This window comes from Flavobacterium sp. 20NA77.7 (assembly GCF_031326205.1).
Taxonomy (GTDB): Bacteria; Bacteroidota; Bacteroidia; order Flavobacteriales; family Flavobacteriaceae; genus Flavobacterium; species Flavobacterium nakdongensis.
On sequence record NZ_CP133721.1, the window covers coordinates 1,530,153 to 1,548,523 of the forward strand.

An 18,371-nucleotide genomic window follows, 5' to 3' on the forward strand; every position below is an offset into this window, starting at 1 on the left:
ATTTTAAAGTAGCATTATTTTATTTTATAAAACACCTATTTCTTTCATACATGTTTTCATGCTATGATAGGTTCGTTCTATATCATTATCTAAGCCAATTGACATTCTTATCAATCCGTCAGTTAAGCCCATTTCTTTTTGTTCGTCTAGCGGAATTTCAGATGAAGTTGATGTACCTGGCGCACTAAAAAGTGTTTTATAAAATCCTAAACTTACAGCTAAATAGCCAAGGTTTTTATTTTGCATCAACTCCATCAATTCATTTGCTTTATCAAGGGTACCAACATCAATCGTCATCATGCCTCCAAAACCATATTCTGAATTAATCATACCTTTATATAAATTATGACTTGGGTGACTAGCTAATCCTGGATAGACTACTTTTAACCCATCTTGTTCAAATTTTTGTGCCAAATACATTGCATTATGACTATGCTGTTTCATACGAATATGTAGAGTTCGTAAATTTTTTAAAATACTTGCCGAGCGTAAACTATCCATTGTAGGACCTAACAACATACTCGCGCCATTATTCACATTTCTCAAATCATCGATAAATTGTTGCGTACCACAAATAACCCCTCCAACTGTATCGCTACTTCCGTTAATAAATTTAGTTAAACTATGAATTACCACATCTGCACCTAATTGAACAGGCGCGACAGATAAAGGCGAAAACGTATTATCTACAACCAATTTTAAGTTGTATTTTTTAGCAATTTGAGCCAAACCTTCTATATCTGCTACTTCTAATAAGGGATTGCTAACTGTTTCACAATATAAAACTTTGGTAGCAGGTGTAATGGAGGCTTCCACTACGTCTAATTTGGTAATATCTACAAATGAAGTGTGTATATTAAATTTTGGGGTGAAATTTTTCAAAAAAGCATATGTACCTCCATAAATCGTTCTACTGGAAACAACATGATCTCCTGCTCCACAAAATTGTAATAAAACAGGTGTAATAGCACCCATTCCAGATGCAGCAACATTTGCAGCTTCTGTTCCTTCCATAGCCGCTAAAGCTTGTCCTAAATATAAATTCATTGGAGAAGAATGACGCGAATACAAATAGCATCCTTCTGCGTTGCCTTCAAATGTATCAAACATGGTTTTGGCAGACAGAAATGTATAAGTCGAACTATCAGAAATAGAAGGATTCACACCTCCAAATTCACCAAAATATTGCAAATCTTGTATTTTATCTGCAGGATTAAATGTACTCATAATTAATTATATTTTTATTCAAATATCTATATTTATAAACTTATTTTCAATATTTTAAACTAAATTTAGATTTTTATTCTACACTAATTCAATAAAACATTATTTTTAACACTTTATACTAAAATAGTATGTTTTTTTTAGTTAATTTTACCAAACCTAAATACACAGAGTTATGAATTTTGACAACATAGACAAAAAATTATTAGAGCTGCTTCAAGCAGATGCCAAAAAAACAACAAAAGAATTATCGCAAAAATTAAACTTGTCGGTTACCGCTGTTTATGAGCGTATAAAAAAACTAGAGCGAGAAGGTGTTATTTCTAGTTATGTTGCCTTGCTAAATAGAGCAAAAATTGATAAAAATTTTGTAGTCCTTTGTCATGTCAAACTAGTAAAACACAATAAAGAATTAATCGCACAATTTGAAAATGAAATTGTAAAATTAACCGAAGTATTAGAATGTTTTCACGTTAGCGGAGATTATGATTATATACTAAAAATCTGTGTAAAAGACATGGAAGCCTATCGCGAATTTATGGTAACTAAACTAACCTCTATTGAGCATATTGTGAGCACACACAGCACCTTCATGATAGGTGAAGTAAAAAACACAACAGCCTACAAACTTTAATTTTTCAGCTATATCATTTTATCAATAATCTTAAAAATATTTAGCGAAAAAGACTTACTTTTGTATCAATTTAATAACAACAATTTTTAGAATATAAATAGTTATGAGTCAATTTGATGTGACCATTATAGGTTCTGGGCCTGGCGGATATGTTTCTGCTATTAGATGTGCTCAATTAGGATTTAAAACAGCCATTATTGAAAAATATTCCACTTTAGGAGGCACATGCTTAAATGTAGGATGTATACCTTCGAAAGCATTACTTGCCTCTTCGCATCATTTTGAAGAGTTGCAACACTTTGCTGACCATGGGATTGAAGTGCCAGGTGATGTAAAAGTGAATTTAACCAAAATGATAGAACGTAAACAAGCTGTAGTGGATCAAACTAGTGGCGGTGTTAAGTTCTTAATGGATAAAAATAACATTACCGTTTTTGAAGGCGTGGGTTCTTTTGAAAGTGCGACAACTATCAAAATAACTAAAAAAGACGGCTCTTCGGAATTAATAGAATCTAAAAATACTATAATTGCTACAGGATCAAAACCTTCCTCGTTACCTTTTATCAAACTAGATAAAGAACGAATCATTACTTCAACTGAAGCTTTAAAACTAAAAGAAGTGCCTAAGCATTTGGTGATTATTGGCGGAGGTGTAATTGGTATTGAATTAGGTCAAGTATACTTACGATTAGGGGCACAAGTTTCTGTAGTAGAATTTATGGATAGAATTATTCCTGGTATGGATGGCGCTTTATCTAAAGAATTAACTAAAGTATTGAAGAAACAAGGCATGAAGTTCTACACCTCTCATAAAGTACAATCTGTTGAGAGAAATGGAAATGCTGTAGTAGTTAAGGCTGAAAATGCAAAAGGTGAAATCATAACTCTTGAAGGTGATTATTCATTAGTTTCTGTAGGACGTCGCCCTTACACAGAAGGGTTACAAGCTGAAAAAGCAGGCGTAAAACTAACCGAAAGAGGGCAAATTGAAGTAAATGAGCATTTACAAACAAGCACTTCAAATATCTATGCTATTGGAGATGTGGTACGTGGTGCTATGTTAGCGCATAAGGCGGAGGAAGAAGGTGTACTAGTTGCCGAAATTTTAGCAGGTCAAAAACCACATATCGATTACAATTTAATTCCTGGAGTAGTTTACACTTGGCCTGAAGTGGCTGCTGTAGGAAAAACAGAAGAGCAATTAAAAGAAGCAGGCATAGCGTATAAAGCGGGAAGCTTTCCTTTTAGAGCATTAGGTCGAGCTAGAGCAGGCGGAGACATTGACGGTTTTGTAAAAATCTTAGCTGATGCTAAAACAGATGAAGTTTTAGGTGTTCACATGATTGGAGCGCGTTGTGCCGATTTAATTGCAGAAGCAGTAACCGCAATGGAATTTAGAGCAAGTGCAGAAGACATTGCAAGAATGTCTCATGCACACCCTACATTTGCGGAAGCTACTAAAGAAGCAGCCTTAGCAGCAACGGCAAACAGAGCATTACACGTTTAAATTTAACTAAAAACCAAATACTTATGAAAAAAAAAATTTTATTTTTAATTGTAGCGTTTACATTAATTGCTTCTGGTTGTGCATCAATTGTTTCTGGATCTAAACAGCGAGTTAGTGTTACAACAACACCAGCAAATGCAAAAGTACTAATAAATGGTAATTACGTTGGTGCCACTCCATTAGTAACCTATTTAAAACGTTCTGAAAAAACTCACAGTATAACTATAGAATTAGAAGGTTATAAACCCTATAACACCACACTAAAGAGAAAACTAAATGGTTGGGTATTTGGAAATATTATTTTTGGCGGATTAATAGGAGTTATTATAGATGCTAGTACAGGTGCTATGTACCGTGTTTCGGAAAACGAACTTCTAATTGGACTTGAAAATAATGTTTCCCTAAAAAAAACTAAAGAAGGTATTTATGTTGCTGTTGTTATGGAAGCCAATGAAAATTGGGAAAAAATTGGAACATTAACGAAGAATTAATTTAAAAATTAATTTTTATAACAAAAAAGGCTGAATTATTTATTCAGTCTTTTTTTATTTTTGTCACATATAATACATTTAATAAAAAAATAGTACTTTAGTCTCAAATTATTCCAGATTCCAGATGCAAGAAAAAATAATTATTGGCAGTGAAGAATGGTGTGCATTCCCACAACTTGGTATTCCTGCGATTAAAGCACGTGTAGATTCAGGCGCAAAAACTTCGGCATTACATGCTATTAATATCAAAACATTTCAAAAAAATAACGAAAATTGGTTGCGATTTGATATTAATCCGATTCAAAATAATTCTAAATTTATTATCCATTGCGAAGCGCAACTCATCGACCAGCGCATTGTAAAAAGTTCGAGTGGCACGAGAGAAAAACGTTATGTAATTCGCACAGAAGTTGAATTAGGCCCGCACAAATGGAGTGTAGAAGTCACGCTTACAAATAGAGACTCTATGGGATATCGTATGCTGTTAGGAAGAGAAGCTATGGTAGGTAAACTAATTGTTGACCCCGAAAGAAAATTTGAATTAGGACAACCTTCATCTGATAAATTAAAAGAATATTATTATAAAGATACAGAAAAAAAAGGGCTCAAAATTGGTGTTTTAGCAAGTAATCCTGATTTATATAGTAATAAAAGAATTATAGAAGCTGGCGAAATGCGTGGACACGAAATGCATTTCTTAAACATTAAGTATTGTTACATGAAATTAAGTGCTTCTAATCCAGAAATACACTATCGTGGTGGATTAATACTCAATGATTTTGATGCTATTATCCCAAGAATAAGACCAAGTATGACTTATTATGGTTGTGCCTTGACACGACAATTTGAGGCCTTAAAAGTATATGTATTAAACAATGCTTCTGCCATTACACAATCAAGAGATAAATTGTTTTCTTTACAGTTGCTACTTAATAATGGCGTAGATATCCCCACAACAGGCTTTGCCAACTCACCATTAGACACAGACGACTTAATTAAAATGGTAGGAGGCTCACCTTTAATCGTAAAACTCCTTGAAGGAACTCAAGGAAAAGGCGTGGTTTTAGCTGAAACCAAAAAAGCGGCTGAATCTGTTATTAATGCGTTTAAAAGTTTAAATGCTAATATTTTAGTTCAAGAATTCATTAAGGAAGCGAATGGTAAAGATTTACGCTTATTTGTAGTGGATGGAAAAGTGGTAGCAGCTATGCAACGGGAAGCTGCTCCAGGCGAATTTAGAGCTAATATCCACATGGGCGGCTCGGCTTCTGTTGTAAAAGTAACCGCCGAAGAAAAACGCATTGCCATAAAGGCAGCTAAGGCTATGAATTTGAAAGTAGCAGGGGTTGATATTATTCGTTCAAGTAAAGGGCCTTTATTGTTAGAAGTAAATTCGTCCCCAGGACTTGAAGGTATTGAAGGTGCTACTCAAAAAGACATCGCAGGCGAAATGATAAAAGCCATTGAAAAAAATTTTAAATAACTCATGAATCTTTATTTAGACATTATCATTAGAAGTGTTTCCGTGTATTTTTTCATGGTTATAGCGCTACGCATTTTTGGAAAAAGAGAACTATCTCAACTTAATTCAGCAGACATTGTTCTTATTTTATTGATAAGTAATTCGGTGCAAAATGCTATGGTAGGCAGCGATACCTCTCTTGAAGGCGGAATCATTGCAGCCTTTGTTCTTTTTTTGACCAATTTTATTTTAAAAAAAGTCATAGACAAATCGCCCTTTATTAAAGAGCTAGTTGTAAGTAAGCCTCAGGTCCTCATTCATAATGGAAAAATTGAGTTCAAGACATTAGCTAAATTAAGTATTACCTCAGATGAATTAGACGAAGCAATTAGAGAACATGGTGTTGAAAACTATAAAGCAGTCAAACTTGCCATGCTCGAAATTGACGGAAACATCAGTATCATTTCTGGCGAATCTGCCTTAAAGCAAACGCATCACAAAAGAAAAATTCACAAAACCTTAAACGAATTGTAATGAATAAATTTACTAAAACTGCCTTAACAATAATCGCCGTAGCTAGTGTGTTGATTTTAGTAGGTGCTTTTTTCAAGATTATGCATTGGACAGGAGGAGAAACTATTTTAGCCATTTCTTTACTTACAGAATTACTTGCTGGAGGCGCACTTTTAATTCATCTTATTAGAACTAAAAATTAATGGCGTTAGCATACAAACCAAATTGCGAGAAATGTAATAAAACATTAACCATGCAATCAGAAGCGTGTATATGCAGTTATGAATGTACTTTTTGCGAATCTTGTTCAGAAGAAATGCATTTTTGTTGTCCAAATTGCCAAGGTGAACTTGTGAAAAGACCTAAACGAAAACCAATAGAAAATAATTAAATTTAAAAAATCTAAAACTTGATCTACCAATTCCTCAGCCCACGTTTAGAAATTTTCACTTCAGACTTTAGACTTTAGACTTTAGATTAATTACTACTTAATCTCTTCTACTTGAAAACTTTTCAAAAAATGAATTGATTTTTCAATGTCATAATGTAAAATTCTGTCTTCCGTTACAAAAGAAACTTCTTCACGATAGGCTTTTACAAATAGTTCTATAAAATCACTGGATTTTAATGGCCTTCTAAATTCTAATGCTTGTGCAGCATTAAATAATTCGATAGCAAGGATTCGTTCCACATTTTCAACTATTTTCAATGCTTTAGTAGCTGCATTAGCCCCCATACTCACATGATCTTCTTGCCCATTACTAGACACAATACTGTCAATACTTGCAGGAGTGGCCAATTGTTTATTTTGACTCACAATACTCGCTGCCGTATATTGCGGAATCATAAATCCTGAATTTAATCCTGGATTCTGAACCAAAAAAGCAGGTAAACCACGTAATCCAGAAATCAATTGATAGGTTCTTCGTTCAGAAATATTTCCTAATTCGGCTAGTGCAATACCTAAATAATCTAAAGCTAATGCCAAAGGTTGGCCATGGAAATTTCCTCCCGATATAATTAAATCTTCACCCACAAAAATATTTGGATTATCGGTTACCGAATTAATTTCTGTCGTAAACACTTTTTTGACAAAATCAAGCGTATCTTTTGTTGCACCATGCACTTGCGGAATACATCTAAACGAATATGGATCTTGCACATGCGCTTTTGGTTGCGCTATAATTTCACTATCTTCCAGCAAAGACAACATTCGAGCAGCCGTATTTACTTGCCCTTTATGCGGACGAACTAAATGAATCAAATCTGTAAACGGCTCCTTTCTTCCATCAAAGCCTTCTAAGGAAACAGCACTAATTACATCGGCTAAATAGGCTAATTTTTCGGCTTGCAATAAATTATACACACCATAAGCGCTCATAAATTGTGTGCCATTTAACAAAGCCAAACCTTCTTTGGATTGCAATACAATAGGAGCTAATTTTAATTTCCCCAAAACTTTATGTGCAGGTTGTCTAAATCCGTCGTAATACACCTCCCCTTCCCCTATTAAAGGCAAACACAAATGAGCCAAGGGAGACAAATCACCCGAAGCACCTAATGAACCTTGTGTGTACACGACAGGCAAAATATCATAATTGTAAAAATCAATTAAGCGCTCTACGGTTTGCAATTGCACCCCAGAATGTCCATAACTAAGCGATTGAATTTTTAAAAACAACATAATTTTTACCACCTCATGCGGCACTTCATCACCCGTTCCACAAGCATGTGATTTCATTAAGTTTTCCTGTAATTGCGATAAGTTTTCATTGGAAATTTTCACATTACACAACGAACCAAAACCTGTATTGATACCATAAATAGGGGTTTCATTAGCCTGCATTTTAGCATTTAAATAACTTCTACATTTTTCAATATTGGAGATAGCTTCCTCAGAAAGGGCTAGTTTTTTACCTTGAAAAATGATTTCGTTTACGTGCGCTAGGGTAAGTAAATTTGAACTGATATAATGTATTGTTTCCATGAGCCTGATTAAAGTGTCAAAATTCTACAAACAAATATTAAAAAGCAACTTTTTTAAAAGCTATTTTCAGGAGATAACCATTTTGCTTATTTATTTTTTTATATTTACGATTGATTCGATTTTTTATCTAAAACAAGTATAAAGAAGAGTTAATGGCAAGTTATTTCATCGAAAACTAAAAATTATGAAAAAATTTATAATCCGTATTATTATCCGTGTTTCAACCATTATCATTGGAGGTTTTGCGTTTATTTTATATAGCTTTTATTTAATGGACATAGAAGATCGCTATGGAGATTTACAACAATTATATTTTGACTCAAAATCTGGAGATATAATCATTAATAATATGAATGGAAATATTGGACTGATAGAATTTAATAAAAGACGAGTATTTGTGAATACCGGAAAAAAGACTTTACATATTGATGAATGGCTTGATCCTCAGAATAAATACATTATTAATACCGATATTTATCGACCAAAATTCGGAAGAGAATATCTAAATTTAAAGAGAAATGAGATTGAAAAAAAACTTAAATCAGAAAATTTAGAGTCGATTTCGCATCTAGAAATTAAATATTAAATCAGTGACCAAAGATTTTTGTTAACAAAATATGTGGATATAATAACTTAATCCAAATTTTTTAGATATGAAAAAGAAAATAATGTTATTAGCTATATCAGTAATAATCATTTTACTTGCTTATTCTTTTTTTACTTTTCCCAATAAAGAAAAAATCAAAAATAATCTAATAAATAAATATTCAGAAAGCGTTACACCTGACAAAAAGAATTTTGATAGTTTAGTAAAAATTGAATTAAACCAAAATCAATCAATACTTATAAATGAAACAAAAACAGCTAAAATATACAATAATTTATTACCCTTATTTTATCATAAATTTGAATTGAATGAAACAGAAAAAATTTTAAAAATCATTTGTGATTCAACAAATTATAAATGGGGTGAAATTGGAACTCCTTTTTATGACGAAACGATAATTCTTTTTGATAAAAATGAAAATGAAATTGGTTATATAGATATTAGTTTAGACGGTCAAATCAATATGTTTCCAAATTTAGCAATTACAAAATGGGGATTATTAACTGATAAAGGTTTTAAAGAATTAGTCATAGCTACTAGAAGTAAATAAAAAAGCTAATTACTTTTACCAAAAACGTATAACATGTACACAATCCCAAAAAACACCCCCATTTTACATTTATAATTATCAAAAAAATAGTACTTTAGCGCTTTAATATTCAATGAAATTAGTAATATGAAAAATACAGCTTTAACAGCTATTCACGAAAAATTAGGTGCAAAGATGGTGCCCTTTGCAGGATACAACATGCCCGTACAATATGAAGGCGTAAATGTAGAACACGAAACCGTTAGAAATGGTGTAGGCGTTTTTGATGTGTCGCACATGGGTGAGTTCTTTTTAAAGGGCGAAAATGCGTTAGCCTTAATTCAGAAAGCAACCTCTAATGATGCTTCTAAATTAGTAAACGGTAAAGCACAATATTCTTGCTTGCCTAACAACGAGGGCGGTATTGTAGACGACTTAATTGTGTATAAAATAGAAGACAATCATTATTTATTAGTGGTAAATGCTTCTAATATTGAAAAAGACTGGAACTGGATCAGTTCTCACAACGATTTAGGTGTAGAAATGGTGAATGCATCAGATGCTTATTCTTTATTAGCTATTCAAGGACCAAAAGCTGCGGATGCTATGCAATCGTTAACTTCTATTGATTTAGCCAATATGGGCTATTACACGTTTCAAATTGGGGATTTCGCCGGAAAAAGCGATGTAATTGTTTCGGCTACAGGCTATACCGGTTCGGGTGGTTTTGAAATTTATTTTAAAAACGAAGACGCCGAATATATTTGGAACAAAGTTTTTGAAGCAGGAACAGCTTTCGGAATCAAACCTATTGGTTTAGCGGCTCGCGACACCTTACGTTTAGAAATGGGATTCTGTTTATATGGTAATGATATCAACGAGACGACTTCTCCTTTAGAAGCAGGTTTAGGCTGGATAACCAAATTTGACAAAACATTTACCAATTCAGAAAACTTAAAACAACAAAAAGAATTAGGTGTTTCACGTAAATTAGTTGGTTTTGAAATGGTAGAAAGAGGTATTCCTCGTCACGATTATGAAATTTGTGATGCCAACGGTAATGTCGTAGGAATCGTAACTTCGGGAACACAATCACCATCATTAGGAATTGCAATTGGGATGGGCTATGTTCCTACAGAATTAGCAACTGTAGATTCAGAAATTTATATTCGCATTCGAAACAAAGACATTAAAGCTAAAGTGGTTAAAATGCCTTTTTACAAAAAATAATTATTATCTTTTTTACGATATGAAAAAATTTATACACCTATTTTTACTTTGTTGCGGTCTAGGATTTGCTCAAAATCACGCTATTAAATTTAATCCTGCTGGTTTCATTTACAAAGGTTTTGAAATTAGCTATGAAACAAAAGCTGAAAATAATAATAGTTTTGAAATCATACTTGCTCATAGTAAGTTTGACATGAATGATCCCTATGGTGATTTAAGCTTTTATGGCGCTGAATTCAAGTACAAGTTTTTTACCTCTAAAAATAGAAAAACATTTGAAGGTTTTTACATTGCTCCCGTAGGAACGTATGGAGAAGCTAATCGAACCGTTGCTTTAAATGGATATACTATTAGAAAAGACAAAGCTAATGTAGCGGGGTTTGGAGCTATTATAGGCAACCAATGGATTTTTCAACAATCAAAAACACATGGCTTTCTATTAGACTTAAACGCAGGATTTTCAAACTATTTTACAAATGCAACACCGGGTTTAGATGCTTCAGGTGTAAAAGGATTTAAAGTAAGACTAGGTATTGCACTAGGTTATGCCTTTTAATTTAGCGCAATCTAATAAAAAAGGTCTGACTAAATAGTCAGACCTTTTTTATTACTCATTAAACTTCCAACTAAATTCGTCTTTATCATTAATCACAGCCCCTAATTCTACTCTTACCACCTCATCATATTCTACAAATAGTAGTAACCAATTGTCTTCATTAAAATACATCGTTACACCGTCTTCGTCTGTAGCTTCAAATTTGGTAATTTTTTGCAATGCCAAATTACCATTCACCATGTCCCAGGGTTGATGTACAATTTTGTTAGCAAAAAGAGTCAACTCAGGATTAGACATCGTCATATACCCTAAACGGAAATCTTCTTGTGCATAAAACGTAAGCTTCATTTTTTCTTTATTGTACACGTAAACAATATTATCTTCGTCATCTTTAAACGTACTATTTGGCTTGCCACATAATGCTTCAACATATTTTTGTGTCATTCCAAAGAGTAACCTGTCTATTCCGTGTTGTAAATGTAATTCCATCCTAATTTTATTTGAAACAAAGGTAAACTAAAAAACCACGAAATTTTCGTGGTTTTTTAAAATTATTTATACACTAATTTAGTCTATTTTATAACGTTTTCTGTCATTCTCGTTTAAGTAAATTTTACGTAGACGTAATGATTTTGGTGTTACTTCAACATATTCGTCTTTTTGAATATATTCTAAAGCTTCTTCTAACGAAAACTTGATAGCTGGAATAATTCTAGCCTTATCATCAGCTCCTGATGAACGTACGTTAGTCAATTTTTTAGTTTTTGTAACGTTAACTACCATATCATCTCCACGAGAATTTTCACCAATTACTTGTCCTTCATAAATATCTTCATTAGGATCAACAAAGAATTTACCACGTTCTTGTAATTTATCAATCGAATAAGGAATTGCTTTACCGTTCTCCATAGAAATTAAAGAACCACTTAAACGACCTGGAATTTCGCCTTTAAAAGGTTGATATTCTAAGAAACGGTGTGACATAATCGCTTCACCCGCCGTTGCAGTTAGCAATTGATTTCTTAAACCAATAATTCCTCTCGATGGAATATTAAATTTTATAATCATACGTTCTCCTTTAGGCTCCATGCTTAACATTTCTCCTTTACGAACGGTAACAAATTCTACAGCTCTACCTGAAACATTTTCTGGTAAATCAATAGTTAATTCTTCGATTGGTTCACATTTTTGACCATCAATCTCTTTGATGATTACTTGAGGCTGACCAATTTGCAATTCATAGCCTTCACGACGCATGGTTTCTATTAATACAGATAAGTGTAATACACCACGTCCGAATACCATAAATTTATCTGCTGAATCTGTTTCATTCACACGTAAAGCTAAGTTTTTTTCTAATTCTTTAGTCAAACGATCTTTAATGTGACGAGACGTAACAAATTTTCCTTCTTTACCAAAAAATGGTGAATCATTAATCGTAAACAACATACTCATTGTTGGCTCATCAATAGCAATGGACTGTAACGCTTCTGGATTTTCAAAGTCGGCAATTGTATCACCAATCTCAAATCCTTCAATACCTACTACCGCACATATATCTCCAGCAATAACGCTTTCAACTTTTTTACGACCTAACCCATCAAAAATATGTAACTCTTTAATTCTTGATTTGATCACTTTTCCGTCTCTTTTTACCAAAGAGATATTTTGATTTTCTTTAAGCTCTCCACGTTGTAAACGTCCAATAGCAATACGTCCTGTAAAACTTGAAAAATCTAATGATGTAATTAACATTTGTGGTGTTCCTTCAGAAACTTTTGGTGCTGGTACATGAGCTAATACCATGTCTAATAAAGGCTCAATGCTTTCAGTTTGATTTCTAAAATCTTGAGACATCCAATTGTTCTTAGCAGAACCATAAACAGTTGGAAAATCTAATTGCCATTCTTCCGCACCTAATTCAAACATTAAATCAAACACTTTTTCATGCACTTCTTCTGGTGTACAGTTTTCTTTATCTACTTTATTAATAACCACACACGGTTTTAAGCCTAAATCAATGGCTTTTTGTAGTACAAAACGCGTTTGTGGCATAGGCCCTTCAAAGGCATCTACTAACAAAAGTACTCCATCAGCCATATTTAATACACGCTCTACCTCTCCACCAAAATCGGCGTGACCAGGTGTGTCAATAATGTTAATTTTTGTTCCTTTATAAATAACCGAAACGTTTTTAGACACAATTGTAATGCCTCTTTCTCTTTCAAGATCGTTGTTATCTAAAATTAAATCACCTGTATTTTCATTTTCACGAAACAATTGACAGTGGTACATAATTTTATCAACCAAAGTCGTTTTACCGTGGTCAACGTGAGCAATAATTGCGATATTTCTAATTGGAGTCATATTCTTTTTTTTAAAATATATATAAAATATAAAAAAAGCTCTCAAATGAGAGCTCTAATTATCTTTTGCTTTTGGTATTATAAAGCGTTAACGTGTCTTGTCAATTTTGACTTTAAGTTTGAAGCTTTATTACCATGAATAATATTCTTCTTAGCTAATTTATCAATCATACCAATAACGATTGGTAATTTTGCAGCAGCATCAACTTTATCAGTAGCTAAACGTATTGCTTTGATAGCATTACGTGTAGTTTTGTGCTGATATCTGTTTAACACTCTTTTTTTCTCGTTGCTTCTAATTCTTTTTAAAGCTGACTTATGATTTGCCATTTTCTTTTAATTTAATTGTAATAATTTATATAAACTATTAGTTAAAAAAGAAAAACCTCCCACAATTATAAAAATCACTTTGGTTTTAACTAATAAAATAAAAAATTGAGACACTAACTTCTTATTTTATAAAACTATTTTACAACTAATTTGTAGCCCGTAGGGGAATCGAACCCCTCTTACCAGGATGAAAACCTGGCGTCCTAACCGATAGACGAACGGGCCATTTGACCTGTTGTTTTATTGTAGCCCGTAGGGGAATCGAACCCCTCTTACCAGGATGAAAACCTGGCGTCCTAACCGATAGACGAACGGGCCATTACATATTTTTTGTAATGCGAGTGCAAAAATACAACTATTTTTTATTTCTGCAAGGCCTAATGTGAAAATTTTCAGTTTTTTTGAAAACCTCCGCTTAATGATATATTTATATGCCTTTTTTTGATTTCAGCAATCTTCAAATTCTTAATCTCGAATTCGTCAATTTCTTTCATCCCCAAACTGATTAGCTATATCACAAAACATACAAAATTTCCACAAAGTTTCGCAAAGCAAATCTATTCATCACATTGAATTTTCAAATCTTCAAATTTCTTAATACGCTTTAGCAAACAAAACTCTACCCTTTGAAGGCGCTCCAGTGAAGACACATTTACCTACTTCTTCTACTCTATCCAAAGGAATACAACGAATGGTTGCCTTTGTCAATTCTTTAATTTTTTCTTCTGTTTCTGCAGTACCATCCCAATGCGCTGAGAGGAATCCGGTTTTCGTTTCTAATACTGAAGTAAATTCATCCCAACTATTTACTTCTGTAATATGTGTATTTCTGTAATCAAATGCTCTTTGGTACAAATCTGTTTGTATTTGTGCTAATAAATTTTGTAAATAAAGAACAATACCTTCTTTTGAAACAACCTCTTTAGATAAATTATCCCTTCTTGCTACTTCATAGGTACCATTTTCTAAATCATTTGGACCAATAGCAATTCGAACAGGAACTCCTTTTAATTCCCATTCTGCAAATTTAAATCCAGGTTTGTGTGTATCTCTATTGTCATATTTAACAGACACTCCTACTTTGCGTAAATCGGCCATTAAATCATTTATTTGGGAAGAAATAGCTTCTAATTGTTCGTCTGTTTTATGAATAGGCACAATCACAACTTGTATAGGTGCTAAATTTGGAGGCAATACTAATCCATTATCATCAGAATGTGTCATTACTAAAGCGCCCATCAATCGCGTAGAAACACCCCAAGATGTACCCCAAACAAATTCTTGTTTTCCTTCTTTATTTGCAAATTTTACATCAAAAGCCTTTGCAAAATTTTGACCTAAAAAATGAGATGTTCCTGCTTGTAACGCTTTTCCGTCTTGCATCAATGCTTCTATACAATAGGTTTCTTCTGCACCGGCAAAACGTTCTGTTTGGGTTTTCAATCCTTTTACTACAGGAATTGCCATAAAATTTTCAACAAAATCAGCATATACGTGCATCATTTTTTCAGATTCTTCAATAGCTTCTTGACGTGTAGCATGAGCCGTATGTCCTTCTTGCCATAAAAACTCTGCCGTTCTCAAAAATAAACGCGTACGCATTTCCCATCGCACTACATTCGCCCATTGATTAATTAATAACGGTAAATCTCTATAAGATTGCACCCAACCTTTGTATGTGGACCAAATAATGGCTTCACTAGTAGGACGAACAATAAGTTCTTCTTCTAGTTTAGCATTTGGATCCACCATTAATTTTCCTGGATTTAATTCATCATTTTTTAAACGATAATGAGTTACAATTGCACATTCTTTTGCAAAACCTTCAGCATTTTTCTCTTCTGCTTCAAACATGCTTTTAGGAACAAAAAGAGGAAAATACGCGTTACTATGTCCTGTTTCTTTGAACATTTTATCTAATTGGGCTTGCATTTTTTCCCAAATTGCGTATCCGTAAGGCTTAATAACCATACACCCTCTTACTCCAGAATTTTCAGCTAAATCTGCTTTAACCACTAATTCGTTATACCATTTGGAATAATCTTCTGTTCTAGATGTTAATTTTTTACTCATTATTGTTAATTTGGCACAAAAATTGTTTAATTTGTATTAATTTAGTCCGACAAAACTAATTAATTTTGCAATGACCAACAATAAAAAATTGTATATATGATGACAAATTACCTTTCAACCCTAAAAACGAATAGATTTTTAATGCTATTTGTTGGTTCTATCGCACTGTATTCGTGTGGTTCATACCAAAATTCATCTTATTATGATAATGATGGCGTTTATGGCGCAGATACATCTAAAAAAGTAGTTTATCAAGAGCAAACTGCAAATACAAGTAAGTATGCTGCACAATTTCAATCGATGCGAGAAGAATATACTACAAATGAAACTTTTACTGATGTAAACAACTATTCTACTCCTGTAGATACTGTAAAAACACAAACACAGAATTACGCAGGTTGGGGAAACAATCAAAGTAATGTGGTAGTTAACGTATATAATAACAATCCATATTGGGGTTGGGGCGGATACTACAATTCTTGGGGCTGGAATAATTGGTATGGTGGTTATTATGGCAACAATTGGGGTTGGGGCTGGAATAACTGGTATGGCGGCTATTATGGCAACAATTGGGGCTGGGGTTGGAACAATTGGTATGGTGGCTATTATGGCTATTATGGTCCTTATAACAACTGGGGGTGGAATGGTTGGTATGGCGGCTATGGATATGGCGGAAACCACATTGCATACAACCACGGAAGAAGAGGAAGTGTTAGCGGCTTTGCAAATGGATCAGATTATTCTTCAGGCAGACAGTATAATGGAGGTGGAAGAAGAAGTGGTACAAGCGTTATGGAACCACCAAGAAGAGACACTGGCACACCAAGACCTGTAACTATTGGACAACCTAGAAGTACAACAATTGGAGAGCCTAGATCCACACAGCCTAGAGTTTATTCTCATGATACGAATGGAACGGGAACACCTCGTCCAAACACAACCACCCAACCGAGAACAGTTGAACCAAGAACAACAAGTCAACCAAGAACCGTTGAACCGAGAACTAATACTTATCCTTCAACACCTAGAAACTCTGATTATGGAGGTGGAGGTAGATCTGGAGGTTTCGGAGGCGGAGGCGGTTTCGGAGGCGGAGGAAGATCTGGCGGCGGAGGCGGCGGAGGTCGTAGAGGTTAATTTGGAATATAAGCATGTCAAACTAATAGCAAAAAAATGAAAAAAACAATATTATCATTTATCTTCTTAGGATCATTAACTGGTTACGCACAAGAAACAACAATAGCTGATGCTTTACGTTATAGCGTAGAAAATTTAAATGGCTCAGCTCGTTTTAGAGCAATGGGAGGTGCATTTGGAGCTGTGGGAGGTGATTTATCTGCTATCAATGTCAATCCAGCAGGTTCTTCTATATTTAACCACAATCAAGCTTCCTTATCGTTAAGTAGTTTTAATGTAAGTAACACCGCTACCTATTTTGGTAGAACAGCCAAAAAAAATGACAATACACTTGACATTAATCAAATAGGAGCTGTTTTTGTTTTTAATGATTATTCTAAAAAATCAGGATGGAATAAACTTACATTAGGATTAAATTATGAAAATGCAAATAATCTTGACAACTACCTTGTAAGCGAAGGTTTAAACCCTACCAACTCAATTGGCGCTTATTTTTTAGATAAGGCACAAGGAATTGATGTTAGTTACTTAGCTTTACAATCCGGAGAAACCATTAGTGACTTGTATGCTTACTTGGGAGAAGAAGGGCAGTTTAACGCACAACAGGCAATGTTAGGCTACCAAGGCTATATGTTTGACGAAAATACATCTACAAGCGCAACAAATGACTATATGACAAATGTTCCTATTGGAGGAAACTACTTCCACAGAAATACTATTTCTTCTAAAGGCTATAATGGTAAATTTACTGCCAATTTTTCAGGAGCCTATGAAGATAAATTGTATTTAGGAATGAATTTGAATTTCATGTTTTCTGATTACACTAGAAAGTCTTCTTTATATGAAAGCAATACAAATCCAGTTTATACTAGCGGTTCAACAGTTAGAGCCGCAAGATTTGATAATCAATTGTACACATATGGGTCAGGGTTTTCTATTAATCTAGGTGCAATATACAAAGTACAAAAAAATGCCAGAATTGGTTTATCTTATGAAAGTCCTACTTGGTACCGCTTTACCGATGAATTAACACAACGTCTACAAACAGAGGTAATAAATGCCAATGTTATATCTACTTACGATATTAATCCAGGTATTGTAAATATCTATCCAGTATATAAAATACAATCACCTAGTAAAGTAACCGGAAGTTTTGCTTACATTTTTGGCAAATCTGGTTTATTGAGTGTTGATTATACCTATAAAAATTATGAGAACACTAAATTTAAACCTAAAAACGATGAGTTATACAGCGCTTTAAACAACCAAATGCGCACTGTATTATCTAGTACTTATGAATTAAGAATAGGTGGAGAATATAAAATTAAACAATGGAGTGTAAGAGGAGGTTATCGTTTTGAACAAAGTCCATTTAAAAACAAAACTACCATTGGTGATTTGACAAGTTATTCTGGTGGATTAGGTTATAATTTTGGAGATTCTAGATTAGATATTTCTTATACAAACAGCAAAAGAAGCAGTACAGAGGCATTATTAACTTCAGGCTTAAATGATAGAGCAGCTATTAATAGCTTAAATAACAATGTAACATTAACCTATGTGATTAATTTTTAACTAATTAATTCAAAGTATATTTTTAACGCTTACAATTAATTTGTAAGCGTTTTTCGTTTTACTATTTATCATATAAAAACACAAAAGTCATAACTAGCCGCGGGAGTAGCGACATCAAAAAAGACATGTCAATGGTCTTTTTTATAGAGC

Annotated in this window: 19 protein-coding genes and 2 tRNA genes; 13 read left to right on the forward strand and 8 right to left on the reverse strand. The window is 33.4% G+C overall.

What is annotated here, in order from left to right:
• Window positions 1-24: 24 nt before the first annotated feature.
• Window positions 25-1,227: an aminotransferase class I/II-fold pyridoxal phosphate-dependent enzyme gene (locus RF683_RS06805; RefSeq protein WP_309531585.1), complete on the reverse strand. Its 1,203-nt coding sequence runs from the start codon at window positions 1,225-1,227 to the stop codon at window positions 25-27.
• Between the two features lie 172 nt (window positions 1,228-1,399).
• Here RF683_RS06805 and RF683_RS06810 point away from each other — a divergent pair, with 172 nt between their 5' ends.
• The 7 genes from RF683_RS06810 to RF683_RS10290 all read left to right on the forward strand — a co-directional run bounded on the left by RF683_RS06810 (window position 1,400) and on the right by RF683_RS10290 (window position 6,222).
• Window positions 1,400-1,858 (forward strand): Lrp/AsnC family transcriptional regulator, encoded by a 459-nt coding sequence (locus tag RF683_RS06810; RefSeq protein WP_309531586.1) that lies wholly within the window; start codon window positions 1,400-1,402, stop codon window positions 1,856-1,858.
• Window positions 1,859-1,961: 103 nt separating this feature from the next.
• Entirely contained in the window at window positions 1,962-3,365 is a 1,404-nt protein-coding gene (gene lpdA / locus RF683_RS06815) for a dihydrolipoyl dehydrogenase (protein WP_309531587.1), read from the forward strand.
• Window positions 3,366-3,388: 23 nt separating this feature from the next.
• Window positions 3,389-3,856: a PEGA domain-containing protein gene (locus tag RF683_RS06820; protein WP_309531588.1), complete on the forward strand. Its 468-nt coding sequence runs from the start codon at window positions 3,389-3,391 to the stop codon at window positions 3,854-3,856.
• 124 nt (window positions 3,857-3,980) lie between these two features.
• Entirely contained in the window at window positions 3,981-5,339 is a 1,359-nt protein-coding gene (gene rimK, locus RF683_RS06825; RefSeq protein ID WP_309531589.1) for a 30S ribosomal protein S6--L-glutamate ligase, read from the forward strand.
• Window positions 5,340-5,342: 3 nt separating this feature from the next.
• On the forward strand, window positions 5,343-5,852 hold the full coding sequence (locus tag RF683_RS06830) for a DUF421 domain-containing protein (RefSeq protein ID WP_309531590.1): 510 nt from the start codon (window positions 5,343-5,345) through the stop codon (window positions 5,850-5,852).
• Entirely contained in the window at window positions 5,852-6,034 is a 183-nt protein-coding gene (locus RF683_RS06835; RefSeq protein ID WP_309531591.1) for a GldL-related protein, read from the forward strand. The genes RF683_RS06830 and RF683_RS06835 overlap by 1 nt, the downstream gene beginning before the upstream one ends.
• A gap of 50 nt (window positions 6,035-6,084) precedes the next feature.
• The gene (locus tag RF683_RS10290) at window positions 6,085-6,222 is read left to right on the forward strand and encodes a DUF1272 domain-containing protein (RefSeq protein ID WP_408733698.1); all 138 of its coding nucleotides are present in this window, start codon (window positions 6,085-6,087) and stop codon (window positions 6,220-6,222) included.
• Window positions 6,223-6,315: 93 nt separating this feature from the next.
• On the opposite strand, the gene hutH is transcribed toward RF683_RS10290, so the two are convergent.
• Window positions 6,316-7,818, reverse strand: coding sequence for a histidine ammonia-lyase (hutH, locus tag RF683_RS06840; protein ID WP_309531592.1), 1,503 nt, complete (start codon window positions 7,816-7,818; stop codon window positions 6,316-6,318).
• A 184-nt stretch (window positions 7,819-8,002) separates the two neighbouring features.
• Between hutH and RF683_RS06845 the strand changes: the two genes are divergently transcribed.
• The 4 genes from RF683_RS06845 to RF683_RS06860 all read left to right on the forward strand — a co-directional run bounded on the left by RF683_RS06845 (window position 8,003) and on the right by RF683_RS06860 (window position 10,740).
• The gene (locus tag RF683_RS06845) at window positions 8,003-8,404 is read left to right on the forward strand and encodes a hypothetical protein (RefSeq protein WP_309531593.1); all 402 of its coding nucleotides are present in this window, start codon (window positions 8,003-8,005) and stop codon (window positions 8,402-8,404) included.
• A 67-nt stretch (window positions 8,405-8,471) separates the two neighbouring features.
• A complete protein-coding gene (locus RF683_RS06850; protein ID WP_309531594.1) occupies window positions 8,472-8,975 on the forward strand; it encodes a hypothetical protein in 504 nt (167 codons plus the stop codon).
• Between the two features lie 126 nt (window positions 8,976-9,101).
• Entirely contained in the window at window positions 9,102-10,184 is a 1,083-nt protein-coding gene (gene gcvT / locus RF683_RS06855) for a glycine cleavage system aminomethyltransferase GcvT (protein WP_309531595.1), read from the forward strand.
• A gap of 19 nt (window positions 10,185-10,203) precedes the next feature.
• Complete coding sequence (locus RF683_RS06860; protein ID WP_309531596.1) at window positions 10,204-10,740, forward strand: DUF3575 domain-containing protein; 537 nt, start codon at window positions 10,204-10,206, stop codon at window positions 10,738-10,740.
• 51 nt (window positions 10,741-10,791) lie between these two features.
• On the opposite strand, the gene RF683_RS06865 is transcribed toward RF683_RS06860, so the two are convergent.
• The 6 genes from RF683_RS06865 to proS form a co-directional block, all read right to left on the reverse strand.
• Window positions 10,792-11,229: a hypothetical protein gene (locus RF683_RS06865; RefSeq protein WP_309531597.1), complete on the reverse strand. Its 438-nt coding sequence runs from the start codon at window positions 11,227-11,229 to the stop codon at window positions 10,792-10,794.
• Window positions 11,230-11,307: 78 nt separating this feature from the next.
• A complete protein-coding gene (gene typA, locus RF683_RS06870; protein WP_309531598.1) occupies window positions 11,308-13,107 on the reverse strand; it encodes a translational GTPase TypA in 1,800 nt (599 codons plus the stop codon).
• Window positions 13,108-13,184: 77 nt separating this feature from the next.
• Window positions 13,185-13,436 carry a 30S ribosomal protein S20 gene (gene rpsT / locus RF683_RS06875; protein WP_309531599.1) on the reverse strand — a complete coding sequence of 84 codons (252 nt, stop codon included), beginning with the start codon at window positions 13,434-13,436 and terminating at the stop codon, window positions 13,185-13,187.
• Window positions 13,437-13,589: 153 nt separating this feature from the next.
• Window positions 13,590-13,661 (reverse strand) — tRNA-Glu (locus tag RF683_RS06880).
• Window positions 13,662-13,682: 21 nt separating this feature from the next.
• Window positions 13,683-13,754, reverse strand: a tRNA-Glu gene (locus tag RF683_RS06885).
• Window positions 13,755-14,030: 276 nt separating this feature from the next.
• The gene (gene proS, locus RF683_RS06890) at window positions 14,031-15,509 is read right to left on the reverse strand and encodes a proline--tRNA ligase (protein ID WP_309531600.1); all 1,479 of its coding nucleotides are present in this window, start codon (window positions 15,507-15,509) and stop codon (window positions 14,031-14,033) included.
• Window positions 15,510-15,605: 96 nt separating this feature from the next.
• Between proS and RF683_RS06895 the strand changes: the two genes are divergently transcribed.
• Both RF683_RS06895 and RF683_RS06900 read left to right on the forward strand, forming a co-directional pair.
• On the forward strand, window positions 15,606-16,646 hold the full coding sequence (locus tag RF683_RS06895) for a hypothetical protein (protein ID WP_309531601.1): 1,041 nt from the start codon (window positions 15,606-15,608) through the stop codon (window positions 16,644-16,646).
• Window positions 16,647-16,682: 36 nt separating this feature from the next.
• On the forward strand, window positions 16,683-18,221 hold the full coding sequence (locus RF683_RS06900) for an OmpP1/FadL family transporter (protein ID WP_309531602.1): 1,539 nt from the start codon (window positions 16,683-16,685) through the stop codon (window positions 18,219-18,221).
• Window positions 18,222-18,371 lie beyond the last annotated feature (150 nt).

Bases quoted from the DNA above. Each gene is read 5' to 3' on its own strand.
- RF683_RS06805 (WP_309531585.1), bottom strand. From the start codon at position 1,227: ATGAGTACATTTAATCCTGCAGATAAAATACAAGATTTGCAATATTTT.
- RF683_RS06810 (WP_309531586.1), top strand. From the start codon at position 1,400: ATGAATTTTGACAACATAGACAAAAAATTATTAGAGCTGCTTCAAGCA.
- lpdA (WP_309531587.1), top strand. From the start codon at position 1,962: ATGAGTCAATTTGATGTGACCATTATAGGTTCTGGGCCTGGCGGATAT.
- RF683_RS06820 (WP_309531588.1), top strand. From the start codon at position 3,389: ATGAAAAAAAAAATTTTATTTTTAATTGTAGCGTTTACATTAATTGCT.
- rimK (WP_309531589.1), top strand. From the start codon at position 3,981: ATGCAAGAAAAAATAATTATTGGCAGTGAAGAATGGTGTGCATTCCCA.
- RF683_RS06830 (WP_309531590.1), top strand. From the start codon at position 5,343: ATGAATCTTTATTTAGACATTATCATTAGAAGTGTTTCCGTGTATTTT.
- RF683_RS06835 (WP_309531591.1), top strand. From the start codon at position 5,852: ATGAATAAATTTACTAAAACTGCCTTAACAATAATCGCCGTAGCTAGT.
- RF683_RS10290 (WP_408733698.1), top strand. From the start codon at position 6,085: ATGCAATCAGAAGCGTGTATATGCAGTTATGAATGTACTTTTTGCGAA.
- hutH (WP_309531592.1), bottom strand. From the start codon at position 7,818: ATGGAAACAATACATTATATCAGTTCAAATTTACTTACCCTAGCGCAC.
- RF683_RS06845 (WP_309531593.1), top strand. From the start codon at position 8,003: ATGAAAAAATTTATAATCCGTATTATTATCCGTGTTTCAACCATTATC.
- RF683_RS06850 (WP_309531594.1), top strand. From the start codon at position 8,472: ATGAAAAAGAAAATAATGTTATTAGCTATATCAGTAATAATCATTTTA.
- gcvT (WP_309531595.1), top strand. From the start codon at position 9,102: ATGAAAAATACAGCTTTAACAGCTATTCACGAAAAATTAGGTGCAAAG.
- RF683_RS06860 (WP_309531596.1), top strand. From the start codon at position 10,204: ATGAAAAAATTTATACACCTATTTTTACTTTGTTGCGGTCTAGGATTT.
- RF683_RS06865 (WP_309531597.1), bottom strand. From the start codon at position 11,229: ATGGAATTACATTTACAACACGGAATAGACAGGTTACTCTTTGGAATG.
- typA (WP_309531598.1), bottom strand. From the start codon at position 13,107: ATGACTCCAATTAGAAATATCGCAATTATTGCTCACGTTGACCACGGT.
- rpsT (WP_309531599.1), bottom strand. From the start codon at position 13,436: ATGGCAAATCATAAGTCAGCTTTAAAAAGAATTAGAAGCAACGAGAAA.
- proS (WP_309531600.1), bottom strand. From the start codon at position 15,509: ATGAGTAAAAAATTAACATCTAGAACAGAAGATTATTCCAAATGGTAT.
- RF683_RS06895 (WP_309531601.1), top strand. From the start codon at position 15,606: ATGATGACAAATTACCTTTCAACCCTAAAAACGAATAGATTTTTAATG.
- RF683_RS06900 (WP_309531602.1), top strand. From the start codon at position 16,683: ATGAAAAAAACAATATTATCATTTATCTTCTTAGGATCATTAACTGGT.